We start from the raw sequence: 22395 nt of genomic DNA on the forward strand, positions 1-22395 counted from the left end.
TTATTTTCATCTTAAGCTATCTTCAACTCTATCTAATAAAGCTCGTCCCTCTTCAGTTTTTCTTAAATTCACTAAATCAACTACATAGCGAATATCTGATACATCATTCCATCCTAGATCTAGTGCAAGATTCATATGCTTTAACGAAAGATCGATTCTATCAATTAATGAATAACCACATGAAAGTAAAAAGTGATGCCATGCATTTAAATCTCCTATAGTACGAGCTTTTTGTACAAACTCACTAGCTTTATTAAAATTTGAATAGTATCTTAATTGATGGTACGCGGTAAAAATGAAATTATCTAATTCGTTATAAGGAAACACATAAGCTGTATAGGTTTGAAGATTTGTGAATCCAACTTTTCCCGCTAGTTTAATAGATGGAATACGAAAATCCTCCGTCTTCCAATGTGGTGTTCTTCCTTGTTTTAAACAGTCATCCAAAAATGCTCTTGCAGCCAACCAAGCATACCCTTTACCTCTCTGGAATAAATCATAAGTATTAATTCCAATTTCCACATCAGTATCTGTTGCAAAAACCGATAAGCAACTAGTTACAACTTGTTCATGTACCATTACTACATAACCAAATCCATTTTGGATGAAATCCTGAGTTGACTCCCAAAAATCAACAATATCATCCCGTACCATTGCGAACTTTTTATCTGATAGCATGTCGATTGTAATACGTTCCACCGTTACCTCATCAGGCATATTAGGTTTAGATAACTTATTATAAGACTCCGGATCAAAAGTAAATGTTACTCGAGTGTAAGGTTTAGGAATAAACATTTGCAATTGTTCCTCGACAACCTGTTTCCATTTTGATTCGGGTAATAATTCAACCTGAAAAAAGTCATCCCCTATCTGCTCAGCCTCAGGTGCAATTACTTCTTTAATAAAAGTTGGTAGACTTGAAACAAAATTACTTGTAGGATCACCTAATAAATAAAAAATTTCTTGTTCTGCCCATACAAGTGCACATCTAGGGTTATTAGGATTATCCACATAAATATGTCCCTTATTGTAACCATGAGCTATACCGTTAAGTATTGGATGGTTCTTATAATCAACGAGAAGTGGAGATATTTGTTTGAATTCATCCTTTTCTTTTACCAATTCATAAATCATATTCTTAAAAGTCCTCCCTTTTGAGAACAAGTGTGAAGTGCATGCTGCGCAATAATTGGCTGAAGTACCTGCGAAGTACCTTCAATAATTTCTAAAACCTTTGCTTCCCTAAATAAACGCTCAACAGGATATTCTCTTGAAAATCCGTTTCCACCAAACACTTGTACAGCGTCTGTGGCTACCTTCATAGCCATCTTTGAGGCAAAATATTTTGCAATGGTTGTTTCAATTACAGCATCAGTATGTCTATCCTGACGCTTTTTCCCAGCCTCTTGGCATAACGAACGAGCTGCTTTTATATTTACACTTGCTTCTGCTAAAATTGTTTGAATTACTTCATATTCACATATATATTTATTTCCTTGTTTTCTTCTTCTTGAATAAGCTACCATTGCTTCTAGTGCTTCTTGAGCAATAGCTACTCCCGCCCAGGCAATACTATATCTACCATGATCAAGAGCTGTGTTAACTACATAACTCCATCCACCCCCAATTGGTCCTAACAAATTTTCAGCTGGTACCTTTACATCTTGCAAATGAATCTCAGCTATATGCGAGGAATTACTTGCTAACAGTTTACTCATTTTATTTGTAGAAACACCCGTCATTGACCGTTCAACAATAAAGGCGCTAACTTTTCCCTCACTAGACGCAAAAACTAAAAAACAATCCGCAATGTCAGCAAAAGAAATCCATTTTTTGTGCCCATTAAGAATAAAATGATCATTAACTTGTTTATAGGAAGTTCCAACAGCTTTTGCATCAGAACCAACCTCTGGCTCAGTTAGGGCAAATGAAAATAATAGGTTCCCCTTTGCCATCTCAGGTAACCACTTTCTCTTTTGCTCTTGAGTCCCCCACCTTTTAATTGATTCCCCTACTAAAGATACATGAACTGTAAGTAATTCACGAACCGAATTACAAGCTTTACCAATGATTTCAGTAAGACGACCATAATCTAAAGAATCAAGAGAAAGTCCCCCATATTCTTTTGGTATCGTTGCACCCAATACACCATAACTTGAGAGTTCTTGTATCACATCATAGGGAAGCTCTTCATTACTTTCAAACTCACTTGCTCGAGGCCGAAGCCTCTTTTCCGCAAACTCATCAACTACTCCCAGAATCCCTTCTGCATTACTCATACCGTGAAATTTCCATTCTTCTTTTTGTTAATTAGATCAACCATATTATTAATAGTAGAAAAGTTAATAATATCAAGTTCATCATTATCTACTACTATATCAAACTCCGTTTCTATGAAATTTAACATTTGCATAGCAAAGAGCGAATTTACATAACCTTTTTCAAATATGTTGTCATCATTAGCAACAATAGTTTCCTCTGCATTAAAAATAATAAGATTTTTTTTAATGTATTGACGTATTTTTTCATGATTATCCATGTAATTACTCCTTCTGAGACCTGGGAAATCAATTAACCAATATCCCAATTAAAATCGGTCTCTATTTTTATTTTTTCTTTCTCCTGAGTCGCAGATAAAACAAGTTCTTTTTCCTCACTTGTTAACATTTGAATATCTTTTAGACTAACATTAGGGTGAGTTGTTATTTCTTCTAATAGAAGGTTAAATCGCCGTCCAAATTCTACTATTGTTGATTTATCAAATAAAGATGTAGCATATTCAAAAGTGAATTCATATATATCTTTATTTTCTTCAGCAATAAGAGTTAAATCAAACTTACTTGTTAGTGTATCTGTGTTTGTTTCCGTGCTAATTTCTAATCCATCCACAACTGTTTGTTTTTCATCCGAATTTTGTAATACAAACATGACATCAAATAAAGCACTTCGGCTTAAGTCTCTAGAAAGATCTAATTTTTCCACTAATTGATCAAATGGATACACCTGATGTTCGAAAGCTTCTAACGTATCGTTTTTCACTTTTTTCAAGTGATTAATAAAAGATTGATCGGGATTTATTTGATAACGTAATGCAATTGTATTTACAAACAGCCCCATAAGAGGTAATAAATCAGCATGCGGCCTACCTGCAACTGGTGATCCTATAATGACATCCTTTTGTTCCCCATGCTTGTACAGAAAAATAGTGAAAGTAGCCATTAGTAACATAAAAGGTGTCGTATCAATTTCTAGTGCTATTTTTTTTATTTTTTGAGTAATTTCCTTGTTTACTTGGAAATTGTATTGTTCGCCCTCAAAACTCTTTACTGGTGGTCGACCTCGATCGTATGGTAATTCAAGAACTGGTATTTCCCCTGAGAATAATTCCTCCCAGTATTTCTTATGGATATCAAATTCTTTAGAAGATAATAATTTTTGTTCCCACACAGCATAATCTTTATATTGCAAACGATTTTCCGGCAATGTTTCCCCAGCATATAGGGTCTTAAAATCATGCATAAAGATACTTAAAGACACACCATCTGTTATGATGTGATGAAGGTCAATTACAAGTAAATAACTATTATCTTTTAACTCCTTTAGTCCAGCCCGCATTAACGGAATCTTAGAAAGATTGAATGGTTGTAACCATTCTTTATAATCTCCCTTTATCATTTCTAGCTCGAATGTTACTTGTTCTAATACTCTCTGTACTAATTGATCCCCCTGCCACTCAAACTGTGTTCTGAGTATTTCATGGCGTTTAATAAGCTTTTCAAAGACTAATTCTATCCTTTTCCGGTCCACCGTTCCTTTAAGAATAAAACAACTTGGTACATTGTATGTCATCTGTACCCCATCCATCTCTTGTAATAACATCATTCTTTTTTGAGTCGATGAAACCGGGTATACCTCAGATTCCGGTACTATTTCTATCTCTTGCAACCTATTTTCTTTTGAATTTTTAATAAAATGACTTAAAGTTCTTATTGTTGGATACTCAAAAAGATTTGCTAATGATAATTGCACATTAAATTCTTTCCATATTTTAGCGTTGATTACAGTAGCATGAAGGGAATGACCACCAAGTGCGAAAAAATTATCTTCCACACCAATACAAGGATTACCTATAACTTCTTTCCATATATCAACTAGCTTTCTCTCCATATCATCGAGTGGTTTTACATAATTAGTAGTCTCCATCGATGGAGAAGAATCTATAATTACATTCTTTGTATTACCTTCTATAACAGAAATAAGAAATGTCATTATTTGTTCAGCTAAATTTTGCTCGTATTCTGCAGCATGGTGAATTTTATCTGAAATATTTACTATTCCTTCTTTAGTTACTGATTTTGTTAAGTGCATTTTTATCAATGATCCACGAATTACTCCCCAATTGGCAGCTGCTGTCTTCATAGATTCAGCGATAGTTTGGAAGTCCGAGTGATAATGCTCACCAAGAAACGAAAGCATTTTGGAAAACTTTACTCGGCCATCTACAACTTGACCCAAATGTGAGAATAACGGAACATCATTAAAGTCTAAATATCCATCTGTCTCTTTATTCAAATCAAACCTACTTATTAGTTGCGTAGCAAAAAGGTGCATTTGTAAAAAAATATGTTTTTCATCTTTTATATGTTTTATCCAATTTGACAAATCAGTTGTAATCGATTGAATGTCTGTGATCTCATCTTCAGTAACTTTTAAAGTACTTACTTTTTGATAACCCTTATGAAAAAGTTCTGTTGAAAGTTTTGCATTTTTAACCATAAAATATGGATCGGTAATAATTAAAGCATCTTCTTCGGGCTCATATCCTACAACAATAAATGAATGAACAATATGATTTTTTAGATAATTCTCATCCCAAGGAAGCCAGTATGCATTCATGGTTACCACCACAGGAAATCCCGAGTATAATTGTTCTAATATAATTTCAAATCCTTCATCGGATGAATCTGTATCAAATATAGTACTTTTTATACCATGATATTTTTCTAAATCACTTACAAAATAACCAGACTCTGTATATAAACCATCCCCTAAATTTCCATTATCGACAGGAGAAAAACCAAAATCCCATAATCTAGCGTACATTAAATAATGTTTACGCTTAAACCAATTAGCTAACGTAGCAATTACATCATCAATACAATTCTGTTCAGAACTTTTACAAGGCTCAACATCATATAAGATTGAAGAAGTATAATTTCCCATTTACTCACCTCTATATTTTTACCAACAGGAAAAACTATTGTAATTTGGTTATTTCTCTATACTAAGTTGACAGAGATATGTATATCTTCTTTAAAAAGCTATCAATTATTATTAACGCATTTAATATGAAGAATCTTATTTCTCGAATCACCTTTTTATTTTAATCATTTTAAAATAGGGAGGAGAATTCCCTAGCTCATAATCACCAGAATAAACACTAACATTCCAGAAAGCTAAGAGGGAAATCTCCTGTAATCCCACAGTATAGCAAGTGTAAATTTAAACTCTTAAAAGTCGCTTTTACAATATAAAGTAATACTAATTATTTTTCTTTTCTGCTATATAAGCCGCTAGTTGTTTAATATTTCGCTTTGTATATGCGACTAAGTCATCCGTATTAAGATTCTCGTTTTCTAAAGCAAGATCAAGCTCAATAGCTAGTAGAGAATTTCCTCCTAAGTCAAAGAAATCATCCTCTACACCGACAGCTTCAATCTTCAATATACTTTTCCATATTTCAACCAAACGAGATTCTAACTCATTACTAGGAGACATCCTACTCTCCTCCTCATTCTTAGGTAAAGATCTAGGTGAAGGTAAGGAATGTCGATCAACCTTTCCACTTGGTGTTAATGGTATGTTTTCAACTTCAACAAAGAAAGTAGGCATCATATAACTCGGAACTAATTTCGCAAGATGCAATTTCAAATCAGAAATGGATACAAGTGATTTTGCTACGAAATAAGCTACAAGCTTTTTCTGCCCATCTTCATCTTGAATGTCTACTATCACAGCTTCTTTAATTGCATGGTGTGAAGATAAAGCATCTAAAATTTCACCTGGCTCAATTCGATATCCTCTAATTTTTAATTGTTCATCATTTCTACCGAGGAATTCTATATTCCCATCAGGTAACCAGCGTGAAAGATCTCCTGTCCTGTACATTTTCTCCCCTTTTACAAATGGGTCTGGTAAAAACTTCTCTTCAGTTAATCTCATTTGATTTACATATCCCCTTGCAAGCCCTTCTCCCGCAATATACAGCTCTCCTACCGCACCAATAGGCTGAAGTCTCTGTTTTTGATTAAGTATATAAAGCCTTACATTCGGAATAGGCTTTCCAATAGGAATAGTATTATAGTTTTCACTTTCTTGAAGTGAAAACGTACTTGCGATAACTGTCGCCTCAGTAGGACCATACATATTTTCTATTTGAGTCGATAGTCGATGCTTTTTAAACTTATTAACCACCTCATGTGTCAAAGCTTCACCCGCAAGTAATATATACTTTACTTTATTTAAAACCTGGCTATTTTCATTATTAAGTGTATTTACGAAAGCTCTAAACATAGACGGTACAAAATTTAATAATTTCACATCATATTTATCTATAGTTCTTAAAATTGCTCTTGGGTTTCGATGTTCCCCATTTTCCATTATTACTAATTTACTACCTACTATGGTCCACCCAAATAACTCTAGAACAGATACATCAAATATATAAGGTGTCTTCAGTAAATACGTATCTGATTCATCCATAGGATATAAATGAGACATTGAAAATAAGAAATTCACAATACTACAATGTTCAATCATGACTCCTTTTGGTCTACCTGTAGAACCGGAGGTGTATAAAATATAAGCTAAGTTATTTGGTTTTCCAGTAACCTCCAGGTTGCTTGTATCACCAACGTACAAATTTTCTTGCTTTAAATCAATAATCTCTCCTACAAATGGAATTTCACCTACGTATTTAGATTCTGTAAGTACAAATTGAGGATTACAATCCTCTAAAATATGTTCCATTCGACGCTTTGGATATTCAGGATCAATTGGTACATATGCAGCTCCAGATTTTAGCGCAGCAAATATAGCTATAATCATTTCTACGGATCTTTCCACAACGATACCAATTCTAGTTTCCTGATCTACCCCTTTTTGTCTAAGAAAACGAGCAAGCTGATTTGCTCGATTATTGATATATGAATAACTGTACGATACATCATTTGAAATAACTGCGATTTCTTCTGGTTTATTTTCAACCTGATCCTCAAAAAATTGATGAACTAATTTACCCTGAGTAAAATCTATTTTTGTATTATTAAGTTCATTTAACATCCTTGTGGATTCACTTTTACTTAAAACATTAACGTCTTCAATTTTCGCTTCAGGATTAGCTACCATCCACTCTAGCGTATTTATAAAATGCATCATAAACCGCTCTATAGTTTGCGGATAATATAGTCCTGTCGCGTATTCCAATTCTAATCGTAGACCCTCTTCTTCCGGAAATACTTCTATACTCATATCTACCTTTGAAGCTTGGTGCTTAATTTCGTAAGATTTAAATGTAATATCTTTTATTTTTTCTGATGTTCTTCCGATATTCTGCATCACTAACATGACATCAAATACAGGATTCCGGTTAGTATGATAAGCCATGTCTAACTTATTTACTAACTCATCAAATGGGTATTCTTGATATTGAAATGCTTCTAGCGCATTTTCTTTTACTTCATTTAAGAATTGAATTATTGTCTTTTCGGCTTTAGGATGATTTCTCATAGGTAGTGTATTTACAAACATACCTATGATAGGCTCAAGATCATGATGAATTCTTCCTGCAATTGGAGAACCTACTATAATATCTTCCTGTTGTGTATACACATGCAATACTATATTTAGTGACGAAAGAAGTACCATATATAAAGTAGCTTCTCTTTCATCCGCAAAGGATTTTAATTTATTAGAAAGTTCAGGTGTTAGATGGAATACTAATCTATCACCTTCAAAAGTTTGATTTAGCCCACGTGGCTTATCGGTTGGGAACATAACAATTGGTAACTCACCTTTAAACTTATCTACCCAATACTCTTCAATTTCTTTCAGCCCTTCATCGTGTAAACGATTGGTTTGCCAATTGGCATAATCTTTGTATTGTATTTTAATAGGCTCTAAGGCTTTGCCTGAATATAAATCTATAAACTCTTTTTCTAACTTCGCTAAAGATACTCCATCTGCTATTATGTGATGAAGATCAAATAGTAGCAGATATTGATTGAATTCTAATTTCATTAAACCGACGCGCATAAGTGGAGCCCTATCTAGCTGAAAAGGACGAACAAATTCCTGTATTAACTCTTCAATTGTTGATCTATCAGATTTATATAAATGTTCAATTCTAATATCTAAACTATCATGAATAAATTGAACTGGTTCACCTTTAATAAATTGGAATGAAGTTCTTAATGATTCATGACGTTCCACTAATTCTTTGACACATTGTTCTGCCTTTATAAAATCAAACTCACCTTCAATTAACATTGCACCTGGTATATTGTAGGCAGTTCCTATTCCAGCAAAGCGGTTTAATATATATAATCTTTTTTGTGAAGAAGAAGCTTGATAAAATTCTCTATCAGGTACAATCTCAATTTGAGAATAATTTTTCTTCCCTTCATATTTCTCTATATACTCCGCTAATAGCATAATTGTAGGCCTTTGAAACATTTCACGTATAGGTACATCTACATCTAAACGTTTATATATGTGTGAAACAACAGAAGTAATTTGTAATGAATTACCTCCTAATTCGAAAAAGTTATCATTCACACCTATTTTCTCTATTCCAAGTACTACTTTCCATATCTCAGAGAGCATTTGTTCAATTTCATTACGTGGTTCAATAAATAAAGCTGTGGATTGCTCCCAAATTGGATCTGGAAGAGCTTTCCGATCTATTTTACCGTTTGATGAGATTGGAAACTGCTCAATCGGGATGATGTATGCAGGAATCATATAAAAAGGTAAATACTCTCTAAGGAATTGGCGTACCTCTTCTACTTTAGCTGAAGAATTCATAACAACATATGCACATAAAACCGGAGCATCTTCTCCCTCTTTTTTACGTGTAATTACAATAGCTTCACCAATTTCAGGATATCGTAATAGTTGCTTTTCTATTTCTCCCAATTCAATTCGTAATCCACGAATTTTGACTTGATCATCCATACGGCCTAAATATTCAAGATTTCCATCTGGTAACCAGCGAGCCAAATCTCCAGTACGATATACCTTGTCATCTATAATAGAAGAACCCTCTTTGTTGATTTGTATAAGAACAAATTTCTCCATAGTTAACTTAGGTTGATTTAAATAACCTCTTGCTAATCCTTCTCCTGAAATACACAATTCCCCAGGAATTCCAACGGGTTGTAATTGTTGATTATCACCCATAATATAAACTTTTTGATTAGCTAGAGGCCTTCCTATTGGTAATTGATTCATAAATTCTAACTCAGCGTGCTGAACATGATAACATGTAGAATCTACAGTTGTCTCTGTAGGTCCATAAGCATTTGTTAAATTTGGTCGGCAGTTTTCATTAAATAAACCAAGGAATTTCCGTGCTAATTTCGGTGGTAATTCCTCTCCAGCAATAATAAAATGTTTAAATGAATATTCTATTTCTTCATCTATAAAATTAGTTAATAATCGAAGATGCATCGGCGTTCCATCCGCGATATTTATTTGCTTTTCTTGATAAAAATTAATTAGCTTCTGCCCATCAGTTCTTGCTTCCTCAGGTACTATAAATAAACTATTTCCTAATAGAAGCGCACCAAACATGTTTTGTACTGAAGCGTCAAACTCAAAAGGTGAAACTAACCCGATTCGCATAGAAGAACTATATTTATCATATATTTCATTTTTTAACCCAAATATTAAATTTACAACACTACGATTTTCAACCATAATTCCTTTAGGATTACCTGTAGTTCCAGAGGTAAAAATAACATATGCCAAATCGTAAGGTGTACTTACTGAAGGGAAACTAACCAACTCTGTTTCAAGTAGTTCATTAAAACTCACCATACTACAATCCTGGATTTCTCTTGTAAAATCTTCACTAATAACCTCTGGTTTTACTATACAAAGTGGAGATTTACATTCTTTTAGCATCGCCTCTATCCGTTTATACGGCAAATATATGTTAATAGGTAAATAAGCAGCCCCACTTTTTAAAATACCTAGCATTGCAATGACTGCATCAATTGATCGATCCATCATAAGACCAACAATGTGTCCTTTTCCAATTCCTTTTTTATGTAGAGAACTGGCAACCAGATCTACCTTTTCTTTTAATTGAGCGTATGTTATTTCTCTTTTGTCATCAGAAACAGCAAGTTTATTTGGATTATGCATGACTTGTTCTTCAAATAACTGTATCACCGTTAAATGATGCGGGTAATCTAACTCAGTTTGATTAAATGCAATTAACTCTCTTATATCATTATCACTAACCCAATCTAAATCTATATGGGGCGTATTCGGTTGTAGTAAAGCTTGCTCTAACAAGTCTATAAAATGATGACCAAATCGCGTAACAGTAGATGTTTTGTATAGATGTTCATTAAAATACATATCACTTTCTATACACCCATTTACTTGGCGGAAAGAGAATATAATCTCAGCATTGCTCTCACTTAAATAATTTAAATCTTGAATTTCCTCTAGCAAAATTGCAGTACGGAATGGATAATTACGCCCCTCTGGAAGGTAGTTACTCAAAACCGGTTGTAAACTTTCCAATGGGAAATTTTGATGTTCTAAAGCATTAACCATTACTGTACTAACTTGCTGGAGAATTTGTCTAAATGTCATATGTTCCTCAAGACCATGTCTTAAAACTAACAAAGTATTAATAAGGTTAGTATCACTGTCTTGTTTTAAAACAGGTGTACCAATGCATATATCTTGCAATCTAGTATATTTATTTAACAGCAAAGTAAGTCCAGCAGTAAGAATCATGTGCAATTGAAGATCTGATCCATTTGCTAACTTTAAAATCTTCTCGGACAATTCCTCTTTTAGTTTTATGCTAACATTTGATAAATTCACCTGTTTGTTTGATGTCCGGTAATCATAAGGGAAATGGCAGTCAGCCAGTTCCCCTGATAAGTTTTCTAACCAAAATTCTCTTTCCTTTATTCGTTCATTTGCGGCAATTACTTTATCTTTATTCGCTATTCGTTCAACCATAGTTACTCACTCCTGACAATAATCAATTAAAAGTTAAAATCCCCAAAATCTACTGATACCTTAACTGGTTGCAGTTCTTGAATTTCTTGTTTAAATGAAATATCTTTTAATAAAATTTCAGGATGATCTACAATTTGTTCAAAAATCTCAACATAACGCTCACATAACTTTTGAACCGTGTCCCTAGTATATAAAGAGGTTGCATATTCCATAGTCAGTTCAATTGTATCTTCCAATTCAACCACTCTTAGCAATAAATCCATTTGCGCGCGCTTAAAGTCGTGATCATATGTCTTTAGTTCTAAACCATCGATAAACATATGATCTGCATCCATATTTTGCATAACAAATGAAACATCGAAAAGTGGGTTCCTATTATACGTTCCTTGAAGTCCTAATTGATTAACCAGGTCCTCATATTGACATTTTTGATGTTCAAACGCTTGTAAGACCTGTTCTTTTACTTCAAATAGGAATTGAGTAAACCTTTGTTCAGCTCTTGGATAATTCCTTATCCCTAACATGTTTACAAATACTCCTATAATATCTTGTAAATCCGCATGTGGGCGACCAGTAATTGGTGAACCAATAACAACATCCTCTTGGCCAGTATATTTACCTAGCAAAATATTATATACAGAGAGCATTAGCGTATATAATGTAGTTTCTTCTTTTGCTAATAGACGCTTAATTTTCTTGGTAACATTTGAATCTATAGTAAAGGATATTTTACTACCTTTCAGATCTATTATTTCAGGTCTTGTATAATCAGTAGGCATATTCAAGACAGGTACACCATCTTTAAATTGCTCTAGCCAATACTGTTCATGTTTAAGAGCAATTTCTTTTTCTTTTTCACTCTGCTGCCATTCTGAGTAATCCTTATACTGTATTTTTAAGCTTGGTAATTTCTCTCCAGAGTAAAGCGCAAATAGATCTCTAACGAAAATATCATAGGAAACTCCATCAGTTACTATATGATGTAAATCAATAATTAAAATATGTTTTTGTTCTTCCAATCTAATTAACCCTACACGGAAATATGGAGCATTATTAAAATTAAATGGGCGAATAAACTCATTAATTATTTGTTCCACTTCAGATTCAAAGCCCTCAATTTGAGTAATATGGAAATTAGCATGATCATGAATAATTTGTACCGGTTTATCATTTTTCATTTCAATAGTAGTTCTAAATATCTCATGACGCTTAATTAATTGAGTGAACGCCTTTTCTAAACGTTCAATGTTTAATTTTCCATTCAAAAGAATAACGGAAGTATCATTATAAGCTGTACTTTCTGGATACAATCGGTGTAATACATAAAATCTCTTCTGAGCTGAAGAAAGCTGATAATGAGATTTAGGTTCAGCTGGAACAATAACATCAAATTCACTCTTATCTGCCCTTGAAATATAATTTGCTAGTTTCTCAATATTTGATAGAGTAAAGAGTTCTTTAATAGGAACTTCAACATTAAACTCTTTATGAATTTTTGAAACAATAGTAATAGCCTTAAGTGAATCTCCACCTAGTTCCAGAAGATCATCATGAACACCAACTTCTGAAACTTTAAATATATTTCTCCAAATTTTTGAAAGCTTTTCTTCTACCTCATTACGAGGTGCTACATATTCAGTCAAGAGTTGTGGTCTAGAATGGTATAACGTAGAATCTAATTCTTCTTCCTTCTCATCATTGAAAGAATTTAATAATACCCATTGATCAATACGCGCTTGCAGTTCCCCTGGAGAATGAATCAGTACTTCCCCTTGTTTCCATGACAGTGCTATATTAAAGGCCTGAACTCCTTCTTCAGGTGTCATAGATAATTCATGTACACTTGCACCTATCTGCATATCTTTTTCTTCATCTTCCCAGTATTTCCAATCACTCCAATTGACACTTATCCAAGGCAGGTTGGAATAACGATTTATATATTGTGCAAAAACATCCATGTATATATTTGAAGCAGCATATGATACATAACCTAATCCACCTAAGACCGCTGAAATTGAAGACATTAGAACACAAAAATCTAAATCTTTATTTCGTAAGCACTCTTCTAAATTGAGAAGACCATAAATTTTTGCAGAAAATTGTTCCTCACAGTCCTCTTTTTCAAGTTCCTGAATCAAATTAAAAGTCTTTCCACCAAGAATACCTGCACCATGAATTACACCATTAATCTTTCCAAAATTTTGTTCTGCCTTATGAATTGCTTCGTATAGTTGTGATTGATCTGTAACATCAGCAGCAAGTACAGAAACTTTAGATCCCGTTTCTTCTATCTCTAAAACTTTACGAATTCTGTCCGAATACATCGTATTTTCCTTCAAATGCATATCCCACTCATCACGATTTGGCAAACCAGTACGTGTAAGAAGAACTAAGTTGGCTTGTACAGTTTGAGCTAAATGTTTCGCAAGAATTGTACCAATACCTCCGAGTCCTCCTGTAATAAGGTAAACTCCATTTTTTCGTAAAGGCAGTTTCTCTTTAGCTGGCTGTTCTAGTTGTATAGGCTCATAAGTTTGAACAAATCTTTTATTTCCTCTATAAGCAATCATCTTATCATTCGTATTTGAAAGACATTCTTCTACTAATTGATTTATTAGCCTACTCTTCAATTCTTTGTTTAGAGGTAAAACAACATCAACACTTGAACAAGAAAGATAAGAATACTCTTGTGGAACAACTAATGACGTTCCCAGTACAGTTGATTTTTCTGGAATTAATTCTTCATCACCAATCACTTGTTGAACACCATTTGTAATGATTCGAATTGAGATTGAATCAGAGATATTCTTGTCTCCTAGTGCCTGAGTTAAATAAAAGATTGAATAGAATCCTAAGTTTTGTTTACAATTTACATATTCAATTGAGGCTTGTCTTTCCTCATCCGTAATTCCCCACATATGAACTATTCTTGTAGGTAAACCACATATTTCTTGTACTTCATCCAATAACTTAACGTAATCTGTACGTTCTTCAGGATTTATAATGAAGCGATCGTTATTCTCCTTATTAAAACCAAAGCCAGGTTCTACTGTAACTACTCTCTGCCCTTTATTTAATAAGTCCTTAACTAGTTCATTACCTAATCCTTCTTGATCTACAAAAACAATCCATGTCTCATTCACATCATGATTTGGTTCAAACAATGTAGAACTTTTCCATTGCGGCGTATAGAACCATTCAGAAATATTGTTATTCTTACTAATTTTAGATTGCTTACTATTAAGCTTTTGACCTAAATCATACGGATTACCTTGTAATTTATAAGATATTTTATTGAAAGAATACATTGGTAATGGGATACGTCTTCTCTTCTCATCTTTATAAAATTGTTCCCAATCTATAGAAATACCTGTTACCCACATTCGAGTGATGTGACTAAATAAGAAATACATATCTGATACATCTTGTTGAACAGATCGAACCGTATTAAATATTCTTTCATTACCATTTTCATAGTCTAAAAGGCGACTAGTAAGCCTACTAAGATCATTTCCAGGGCCAATCTCTATGAATAGACTTGTATTGTCCCTATTCAACTCTTGAATTCCATCAGAGAATCGAACAGTTCCACGCATATGTTTTACCCAATAAACTGGGTTTGTTGCTTCTTCAGGTCGTATCCAAGTACCAGTCAAGTTTGACAAATAAGGTATTTTAGGTTCTCTGAGTGTTAATGTACTCACATAGGAAGCATACTCGTCCAGAATTGAATCTAGTTCATGTGAATGTGCTGCTCCTTCTATCGTTACTCGCATACACATTAAACGCTTTTTCTTTAATTCATTTTCAAAATCCACAATTGCTTGTTCTGTCCCAGAAACTATACAAGCTGGACCATTAACTACCGCTAAAGAAATAGTATGTTGATATTCTTTTTCAAAAGAATTAATTAAATGAATCAATTCCTCTTCTGGAAGTGGAACGCTAAGCATTACCCCTGCAGGAAGACTACTCATTAGCTGTCCTCTTTTTACAACCAATTTAAGTGCATCTTCCAAAGTAAATACTTCTGCTAAACAAGCAGCCACATATTCACCAAAAGAATATCCAATCATTGCTTCAGGTTTAATTCCCCAACCCATTAATAATTTCGCAACTGAGTATTCAAACGCGAAAAGAACTGGTTGACTAAATTCCATTCTTTTTAATTTTTCCGTTGCCTCATCAATACTGAAAGTAGTTGGATATAACACTTCTTTCATGTTTACATTCGTAATTGATTGAAGAATTGCAAAGCATTCATCCATAGCTTCACGGAAAATTGCCTCTTGTTCGTATAATTCTAACCCCATGTTTACATATTGCGATCCGTTCCCAGAAAACAGGAAGTTAATTTTAGGATGTTCCTCTTTTACATTTGCATATTGCACTCTTCTTCCTTCTGGCTGGTTTAATTGTTCAATTCCCTCTTGGGTACTGGAACAAACTAAAGCTCTCCTATGCTTGAATTCCTTACGTCCAATTTGCAATGTATAACTAGCGTCTGCCAAATTCACATGAGGATTCTGTTCAAGGTAATTTCCTAAATTCAAAGTCATACGATCCAAAGCATCTTTCGATTTTGCCGAAATCATTAACATCTGGTATGGTCTACTATTTGATGTTGCTTCAAGCTTTGGTGCCTCCTCCAAAATAATATGTGCATTTGTACCACCAATACCAAATGAACTAACACCTGCACGTAATGGTTTATTATCCTCTTTCCACTCATTTAATTGTTGATTTACATAAAAAGGTGTCTTTTCAAATCCAATTTGCGTGTTTGGTTTTGTAAAATTCACACTTGGCGGAAGAACCTGATCTTTCATCGCAAAGACCGTTTTAATTAGACCCGCAACACCGGATGCTGCATTTAGATGACCTACATTTGCTTTAACAGATCCAATTGGTACAGATTGTTTTTCATTAGAGTTAAACACTTCACTAAGCGCCTTGATCTCAATGGTATCTCCTAGTTTAGTAGCAGTTCCGTGTGTTTCAATATAAGAAATGGACTCAGGTTCTACATTTGCTTCATGTTGCGCCATTTTAATAACTTCTACTTGGCCCTCTACACTAGGTGCAGTGTAACCAATTTTCCGATTCCCATCATTATTGATCGCCGTTCCTTTTATTACTGCATGTATAGTATCCCCATCATTTATAGCTTCCTGTAAAGGCTTCAGAACAACAATCCCAACTCCGTCTCCAAAAAGCATTCCATTTGCATTTTCATCAAAAGGACGACAATGACCATCTGAAGAAAACAGCATTCCTTCTTGGTAGGTATAACCTGCTTTTTCAGGTTGAGTTAATGTAATTCCCCCAGCTATAGCAATATCACAATGCCCCTGTAATAATGCTTGGCATGCATTATGAATAGCCACCAATGATGTTGAACATCCCGTAAAGATATTCATACTTGGTCCTTTAAGGTTAAATTTGTAAGAAATTTGAGTACTAAGCGAGTCTTTGTCGTTAAGTAATGAAATTAAAAATTGCCCAGCTGGTTCATTTGCCTCTGAAAGAGTAGATAACACTTGCCAATATAAGTTAGGAGATGCCCCACTATATACACCAATTAGGCCCGGGTATGTCTCGATATTATATCCAGCATGTTCAAGGGCAGACCACGCACATTCATGAAATACTCGTAGTTGCGGATCCATTAACGATGCATCTTGAGGTGTATAATCAAAGAATGGAGCATCAAAATTATCAGTCCCCTCTAAATACCCTTTCGCTTTAACATAATTAGGGCTTTTTACTTCCATAGGATTCACACCAGATTCAATTAACTCTTCATCTGTAAAAAATTGAATAGACTCTGTTCCAGACTTTATATTATTCCAGAATTCATTTACATTCTGTGCTCCAGGAAAACGTCCATCTATTCCTATAATTGCAATATCGTTATCTTCTTTCGTTTTTCGATTAAAACGTTTTGTATGTTTAACTTGATTCTTTTGCTTATCTCCACTTAAGTATCTCGCTAAAGAACGAATACTTGGATACTCAAACATAACTCCAATTGAAATCTGTTTTTCTAATCTATTAATTAATCTCTCATGAATTTGAATTATATGAAGTGAAGTTGCACCAAGATCAAAGAAATTTTCATTTACATTTACAGTATCAACACTGTAAAACTCTTTCCAAATCCCTATAATTATTTCCTCTACTTCATCTTGATTTCTGAACTTATCTCCCGTTTTCGTTTGAGTTTCCAATTCAGAAATTCGTTTACGAGAATTCAGATTGATCCATTGATCAAAACGTTTATTTAAATCTCCTGAAGAAATAATTACCTGATTTAAACCACTTAAACCAAGCACACATTGGAATGTTTTTTGTCCTTCCTCAGATGTCATTTCAAGTGCTTCTATACTTTGAGCATTGAATATTTTATTAACCTGTTGAGTTCCCGTGTACTGCCAATCTCCCCAGTTAATACTGGTCCATCGATTATTAGATGTATTACTCACTTTGTCTGAAAAACTATCTAAGTAAAGGTTTGCTGCTGAATAGGCTACAAAACCTAATCCACCCAAAATAGGTGAAAGTGATGAAACAAGATAACAAAAATCAAGATCATAATTACTCAATAACTTATCAAGAACTAGCACACCATGTACTTTAGGAAGAAATTGCTCTTCACATTCAATCCTACTTATCTTTTCCATTGGACACTGAGCTGATTTAACACGTAAGACACCTGCTGCATGAATTACCCCATTTATGTGACCAAAATTAGCCTCAGCCTGATGAATCACGTTTCTCATCTGCTCTTCATCAGCTACATCTGCAACAGCTGTCATTACTTTTGCTCCCAATGACTCCAACTTCTGAATATGGTTAATACGTTGACATAATTGTTCATTTTCAATCTGTGATTGAAGAATTTGATCCCATTCTTCACGATCAGGAAGAGCTGTTCTACTAACTAATATTAGTTTAGCCTTTACTGTACGCGCCAAATATTCTGCTAATTTAAGGCCTACTCCTCCCATTCCACCAGTAATTAAATAAACTCCTTCCGATCGAATATTCGGAATTTTTGAAGCTGATTCATTTTCATTTATTACTAGCATTTCACTTACTTTTTCATCAGGTATAGGCTCATAAATTCGAATGTAACGAGTGTTATTTCGAATTGCTATTACAGTGTCAATAATGTCCGTTTGAATCTCAGAATATAAGTTTGATATTAATGCTTCTTCATTATCAGACAACATAAAATCTACACTACGGCATCTAATATTTGGATACTCTTGCGGAAATACTTTTATAGGAGCCAAAAGAGTAGATTTTTCTGCAATAATAGACTCGTCTCCTACTACCTTTTGCATATTATTCGTCATAACATTTATATTGATAGGATAAAGTAAATTAAATTTACTAATTGTCTTTGCAAGTGATATTAATGAATAGAATCCAGTATCTAAGGTCTCGATACCTAAATCCTTATTATCCACATTCCATAGGTGAACAATCTCCTCTGGTAAACACTCTTGTTTTTGTAGCTCATTAAATAACTGATAATAATCTTCTTGTTCAGTAGGGCATATTGTAAATTCATTTAAACTAATCTTTTTATATGAAGGACCCACACCGACTGTTATAACACGATGTCCATCTCTTTCAAGTTTTTCTTTAAGAGCTAAGCCTATATGCTCGTTGTCTAAAAATAACAACCAACTTTTAGTAGATCCTTTAGTTACATCTTCAATTTCTTTTTCCGTCCAACCTGGAGTATAGAACCACTCAGCTATATTAGAACGTTTCTTTATCGATGTTTCTTCACTATTAGTTATATTTTGCTGTTCAGCTGGATCTATCCAATATCGTTTTTTCTCAAAAGGATAAGTTGGTAAGGCAATACGTAATCTATATTCCTCTTCATACAGTTTACTCCAATTAATTTCTACCCCTAACTCCCACGCTTGTCCCAATACCTCTAACAAGTCGTTCTGTAAAATAATCTGATTATTATTAATTTCAGAATTTAATAACTCTCCAATATGTACAATCACAAAATTAGGATCTACATCCTTAACTTGTGTTAGAAGTTCTACTTTTTCTCCATGCGTCCATTCTGTCTGTAACTCTGTATAGTTCTCAACTAATTGATTCAGGACATCTTCTGGCTTAAGAGATTTATTATAAATATCTGAAACCATTCCAGCTAGGCCTGTACCAATAATGTTAGAAGGACGTACATCACATTCAATTAATACATCAATAATCGATTGCAAGCAGACGAAGAAGGTTAAATCTTCAACCAAACTATCATCTGTTCCTTTAAAGAATGCTTCTTTCAATGCTTTTCCAGTATACATTTGGGCATCAGTCATATTACGCTCAAATACTTTTAAGAATAATGGTTCCTTTTGGTATAGTTCTTTTACATTCTCAATAATTGATGAGTATTCGCTAGGTAACACAAATACTAAATCTGGATTTTCTTGCGTTTTTACGTGAAAATCTTTAACTGTTTTTAAATTGTCTATGGCGCTATCTATATCCTTACATAAGACTGCCCTTCTATATGGAAATGATCGACGGCCAGTTTGTAATGTGTATGCTACATCTGCTAATTCAACATCTTTATTAGATTCCAGATATTGAATCATATTTACTGTAGCATTATTTAAAGCCTCTTTTGATCTAGCAGAAAGAACCATTAACTTTTTCTCTCTAGTAGAAGCAGAACTTTTAACTTTAGGCGCTTCTTCTAATACAATATGAACGTTAGTTCCACCATATCCGAAAGCACTCACACCTGCTCGAAGAAGATCTTTATCTTCACTTTGCCAATTCACCAAATCAGTATTGATATAAAATGGGCTATCTATAAAATCAATTTTCGAGTTAGGGCGCTTCACATTTAAAGTTGGCGGGAGTTGTTTATGTCTCATAGATAAAACTGTCTTTATAAGTCCTGTTACCCCTGCAGCTGTATCTAAATGACCTACATTACTCTTTACAGAACCAATTGCACAAAACGATTTCTTGTCCACATCTTGAAACGCTCTCTTTAAAGCCTCTACTTCAATAGAGTCCCCTAATGGTGTTGCCGTCCCATGCGTTTCTACATAACTAATAGTAGAAGGATCAACTTCAGCAAAACTATGTGCTGCTTGAATTACTTCAGCCTGTCCCTCAACACTCGGAGCAGTATAGCCAACTTTTCGACCACCATCATTATTTGCTGCTGATCCCTTAATTACACCATAGATTGTATCCCCATCAGCAATCGCATCTTCTAATCTCTTTAGTATTACCATACCTACACCATCACTAAAAACTGCACCCTGGGCTTCTGCATCAAAAGTACGTACTTTGCCATCCGGTGAACTTGTCATTCCTTCATGGTATTTATAACCATTCTTTTTAGGATACGTTATAGATACTCCACCTGCAGCTGCAATAGAGCATTCTCCAGTTAACAATGATCTACATGCAAGATGAATGCTCAAAAGAGATGTAGAGCAAGCTGTATATAATGTAAAACTCGGTCCCTTAAGTCCCAGCTTATAGGATGTAAGTGTTGAAATTGCATCTTTATAGGAAAGAGTACCTGCTTCTGAAAACTCAACCACACTATCACTGTTTAATAATGGCGTGTGCTTCATCCAATTAAAATTAGTAGATGCTCCTACGTATAACCCTATTAATCCTTCATAATTAAATGGATTATAGCCTGCCATCTCTAATGCTTCCCATGTTGTTTCTTGTAACATACGGATTTGAGGATCCATTATTTTCGCTTCTCTAGGTGTATAAGCAAAAAAGGATTCATCAAAATATTCTACTTCCTCCAAATACCCTTTTGCTTTCACAAAATTAGGATGTTGTAAAACATCTAAATTAACACCTTCTGTAATTAATTCGTCTTCAGTAAATGTAGAAATTGAATCAACACCATTTTTTAGGTTATCCCAGAATTGGTTTATTTCATTTGCACCTGGAAATTTACCTGCCATTCCAATAATCGCTATTTCCAAACCAGTTTTACTATCATCTTGATGCTTCATTTTCACTTTCCTCCTATTTTGTTTAATTCGGATTTTCTATGCTTTACATACTCTTAGCTACAATATTTAGCGCTAAAACTCTTATTTCATAAACTTAAGCAAAAGAAAAAACACATGAAATTACCCATAAAGTAGCTAAAGTGATTTACATACCTGACAGAAAACAAAAAATTTTAATTACGATTTCTATTCCTGGATTTCAATGATATTTTGAGCACTCATTTTTTATTCTAAAAACCTAATACTTTGGTAATAATTCTGTTAATATTACAATTTATGTAGTTAGTAACATATTCACAAGAAGTTTTCTTTAAGAAATTAATTTGTAGAGTAATAATTTTGTAGGGGATTTATGTCATAAAATTAAGCATTCTTTTTCCAATATCATATAGAAAAAAACAAAAAAGTGACATACAGTGAATATTGAGAAATAAAATTCATTTATTCCATATCTAACCAAAATAGAACGAATTTTCAATTTTAAATTAAATTTTCTTGCATTTATAATTGCATTCTCTATAAATCATCTATGGTGAGCTTTTAAACTTTAAACATAAATAAAGTTATATACGAAATTTTTTAGTTTAGATGAGGATCTATAAGTGAATTCATTCAAGAGGAATTACATATGCTACAGATTTAATATTCTTCATAAATTTATATACATAAACTAAATTCCTTGAAACATTTTAAGAGAATATTGAGGATGAACATTATTAGTGGCGTGCTTACTATCAAAGGCAAATTTATTTCTAGGATTGCTGACTTACAATTTTGCATTGTACGACTTCTAAGTCAGACCAAATCAGTTCATATGCTACAGTACTGTTTATCCTTCCGTTCATGTGTTGATATGTACATACAATATTTTTATCTTATACCCATAACTATTGTCCTACAGACACTTTATATTATATTCAAACCCACTATTTCACGAAACTGTAAAACTAAAACCGATAAATTTCCGAATAAACTGAAAACTAATGAGAAATTGACAAGAAATCTCAATAAGATCTTTTCAATATATCTTAACTTCAATCTCATGGAATCAGGACTCAATAATGATGCTATACAGGGGAATATTCTATTAAAT

General features: G+C 33.6%; 6 protein-coding genes. All 6 read right to left on the bottom strand.

Features of this window, described 5'->3' with window-relative positions:
* Positions 1-6: 6 nt before the first annotated feature.
* The 6 genes from ACS2FK_RS24045 to ACS2FK_RS24070 all read right to left on the bottom strand — a co-directional run bounded on the left by ACS2FK_RS24045 (position 7) and on the right by ACS2FK_RS24070 (position 21302).
* Positions 7-1134, bottom strand: coding sequence for a GNAT family N-acetyltransferase (locus tag ACS2FK_RS24045; RefSeq protein ID WP_063549849.1), 1128 nt, complete (start codon positions 1132-1134; stop codon positions 7-9).
* Positions 1131-2279 (bottom strand): acyl-CoA dehydrogenase family protein, encoded by a 1149-nt coding sequence (locus ACS2FK_RS24050; RefSeq protein ID WP_063549847.1) that lies wholly within the window; start codon positions 2277-2279, stop codon positions 1131-1133. Before ACS2FK_RS24050 ends, ACS2FK_RS24045 begins: the two co-directional genes overlap by 4 nt.
* The gene (locus tag ACS2FK_RS24055; RefSeq protein ID WP_000368639.1) at positions 2276-2539 is read right to left on the bottom strand and encodes an acyl carrier protein; all 264 of its coding nucleotides are present in this window, start codon (positions 2537-2539) and stop codon (positions 2276-2278) included. The genes ACS2FK_RS24050 and ACS2FK_RS24055 overlap by 4 nt, the downstream gene beginning before the upstream one ends.
* A 32-nt stretch (positions 2540-2571) precedes the next feature.
* Positions 2572-5223 (bottom strand): condensation domain-containing protein, encoded by a 2652-nt coding sequence (locus tag ACS2FK_RS24060; RefSeq protein WP_063549845.1) that lies wholly within the window; start codon positions 5221-5223, stop codon positions 2572-2574.
* A gap of 318 nt (positions 5224-5541) precedes the next feature.
* Positions 5542-11265, bottom strand: coding sequence for a non-ribosomal peptide synthetase (locus ACS2FK_RS24065; RefSeq protein ID WP_063549843.1), 5724 nt, complete (start codon positions 11263-11265; stop codon positions 5542-5544).
* A 26-nt stretch (positions 11266-11291) separates the two neighbouring features.
* The gene (locus tag ACS2FK_RS24070) at positions 11292-21302 is read right to left on the bottom strand and encodes a type I polyketide synthase (RefSeq protein WP_063549841.1); all 10011 of its coding nucleotides are present in this window, start codon (positions 21300-21302) and stop codon (positions 11292-11294) included.
* Positions 21303-22395 lie beyond the last annotated feature (1093 nt).

It is taken from the genome of Bacillus cereus group sp. BceL220, from assembly GCF_051776965.1.
Taxonomy (GTDB): domain Bacteria; phylum Bacillota; class Bacilli; order Bacillales; family Bacillaceae_G; genus Bacillus_A; species Bacillus_A cereus.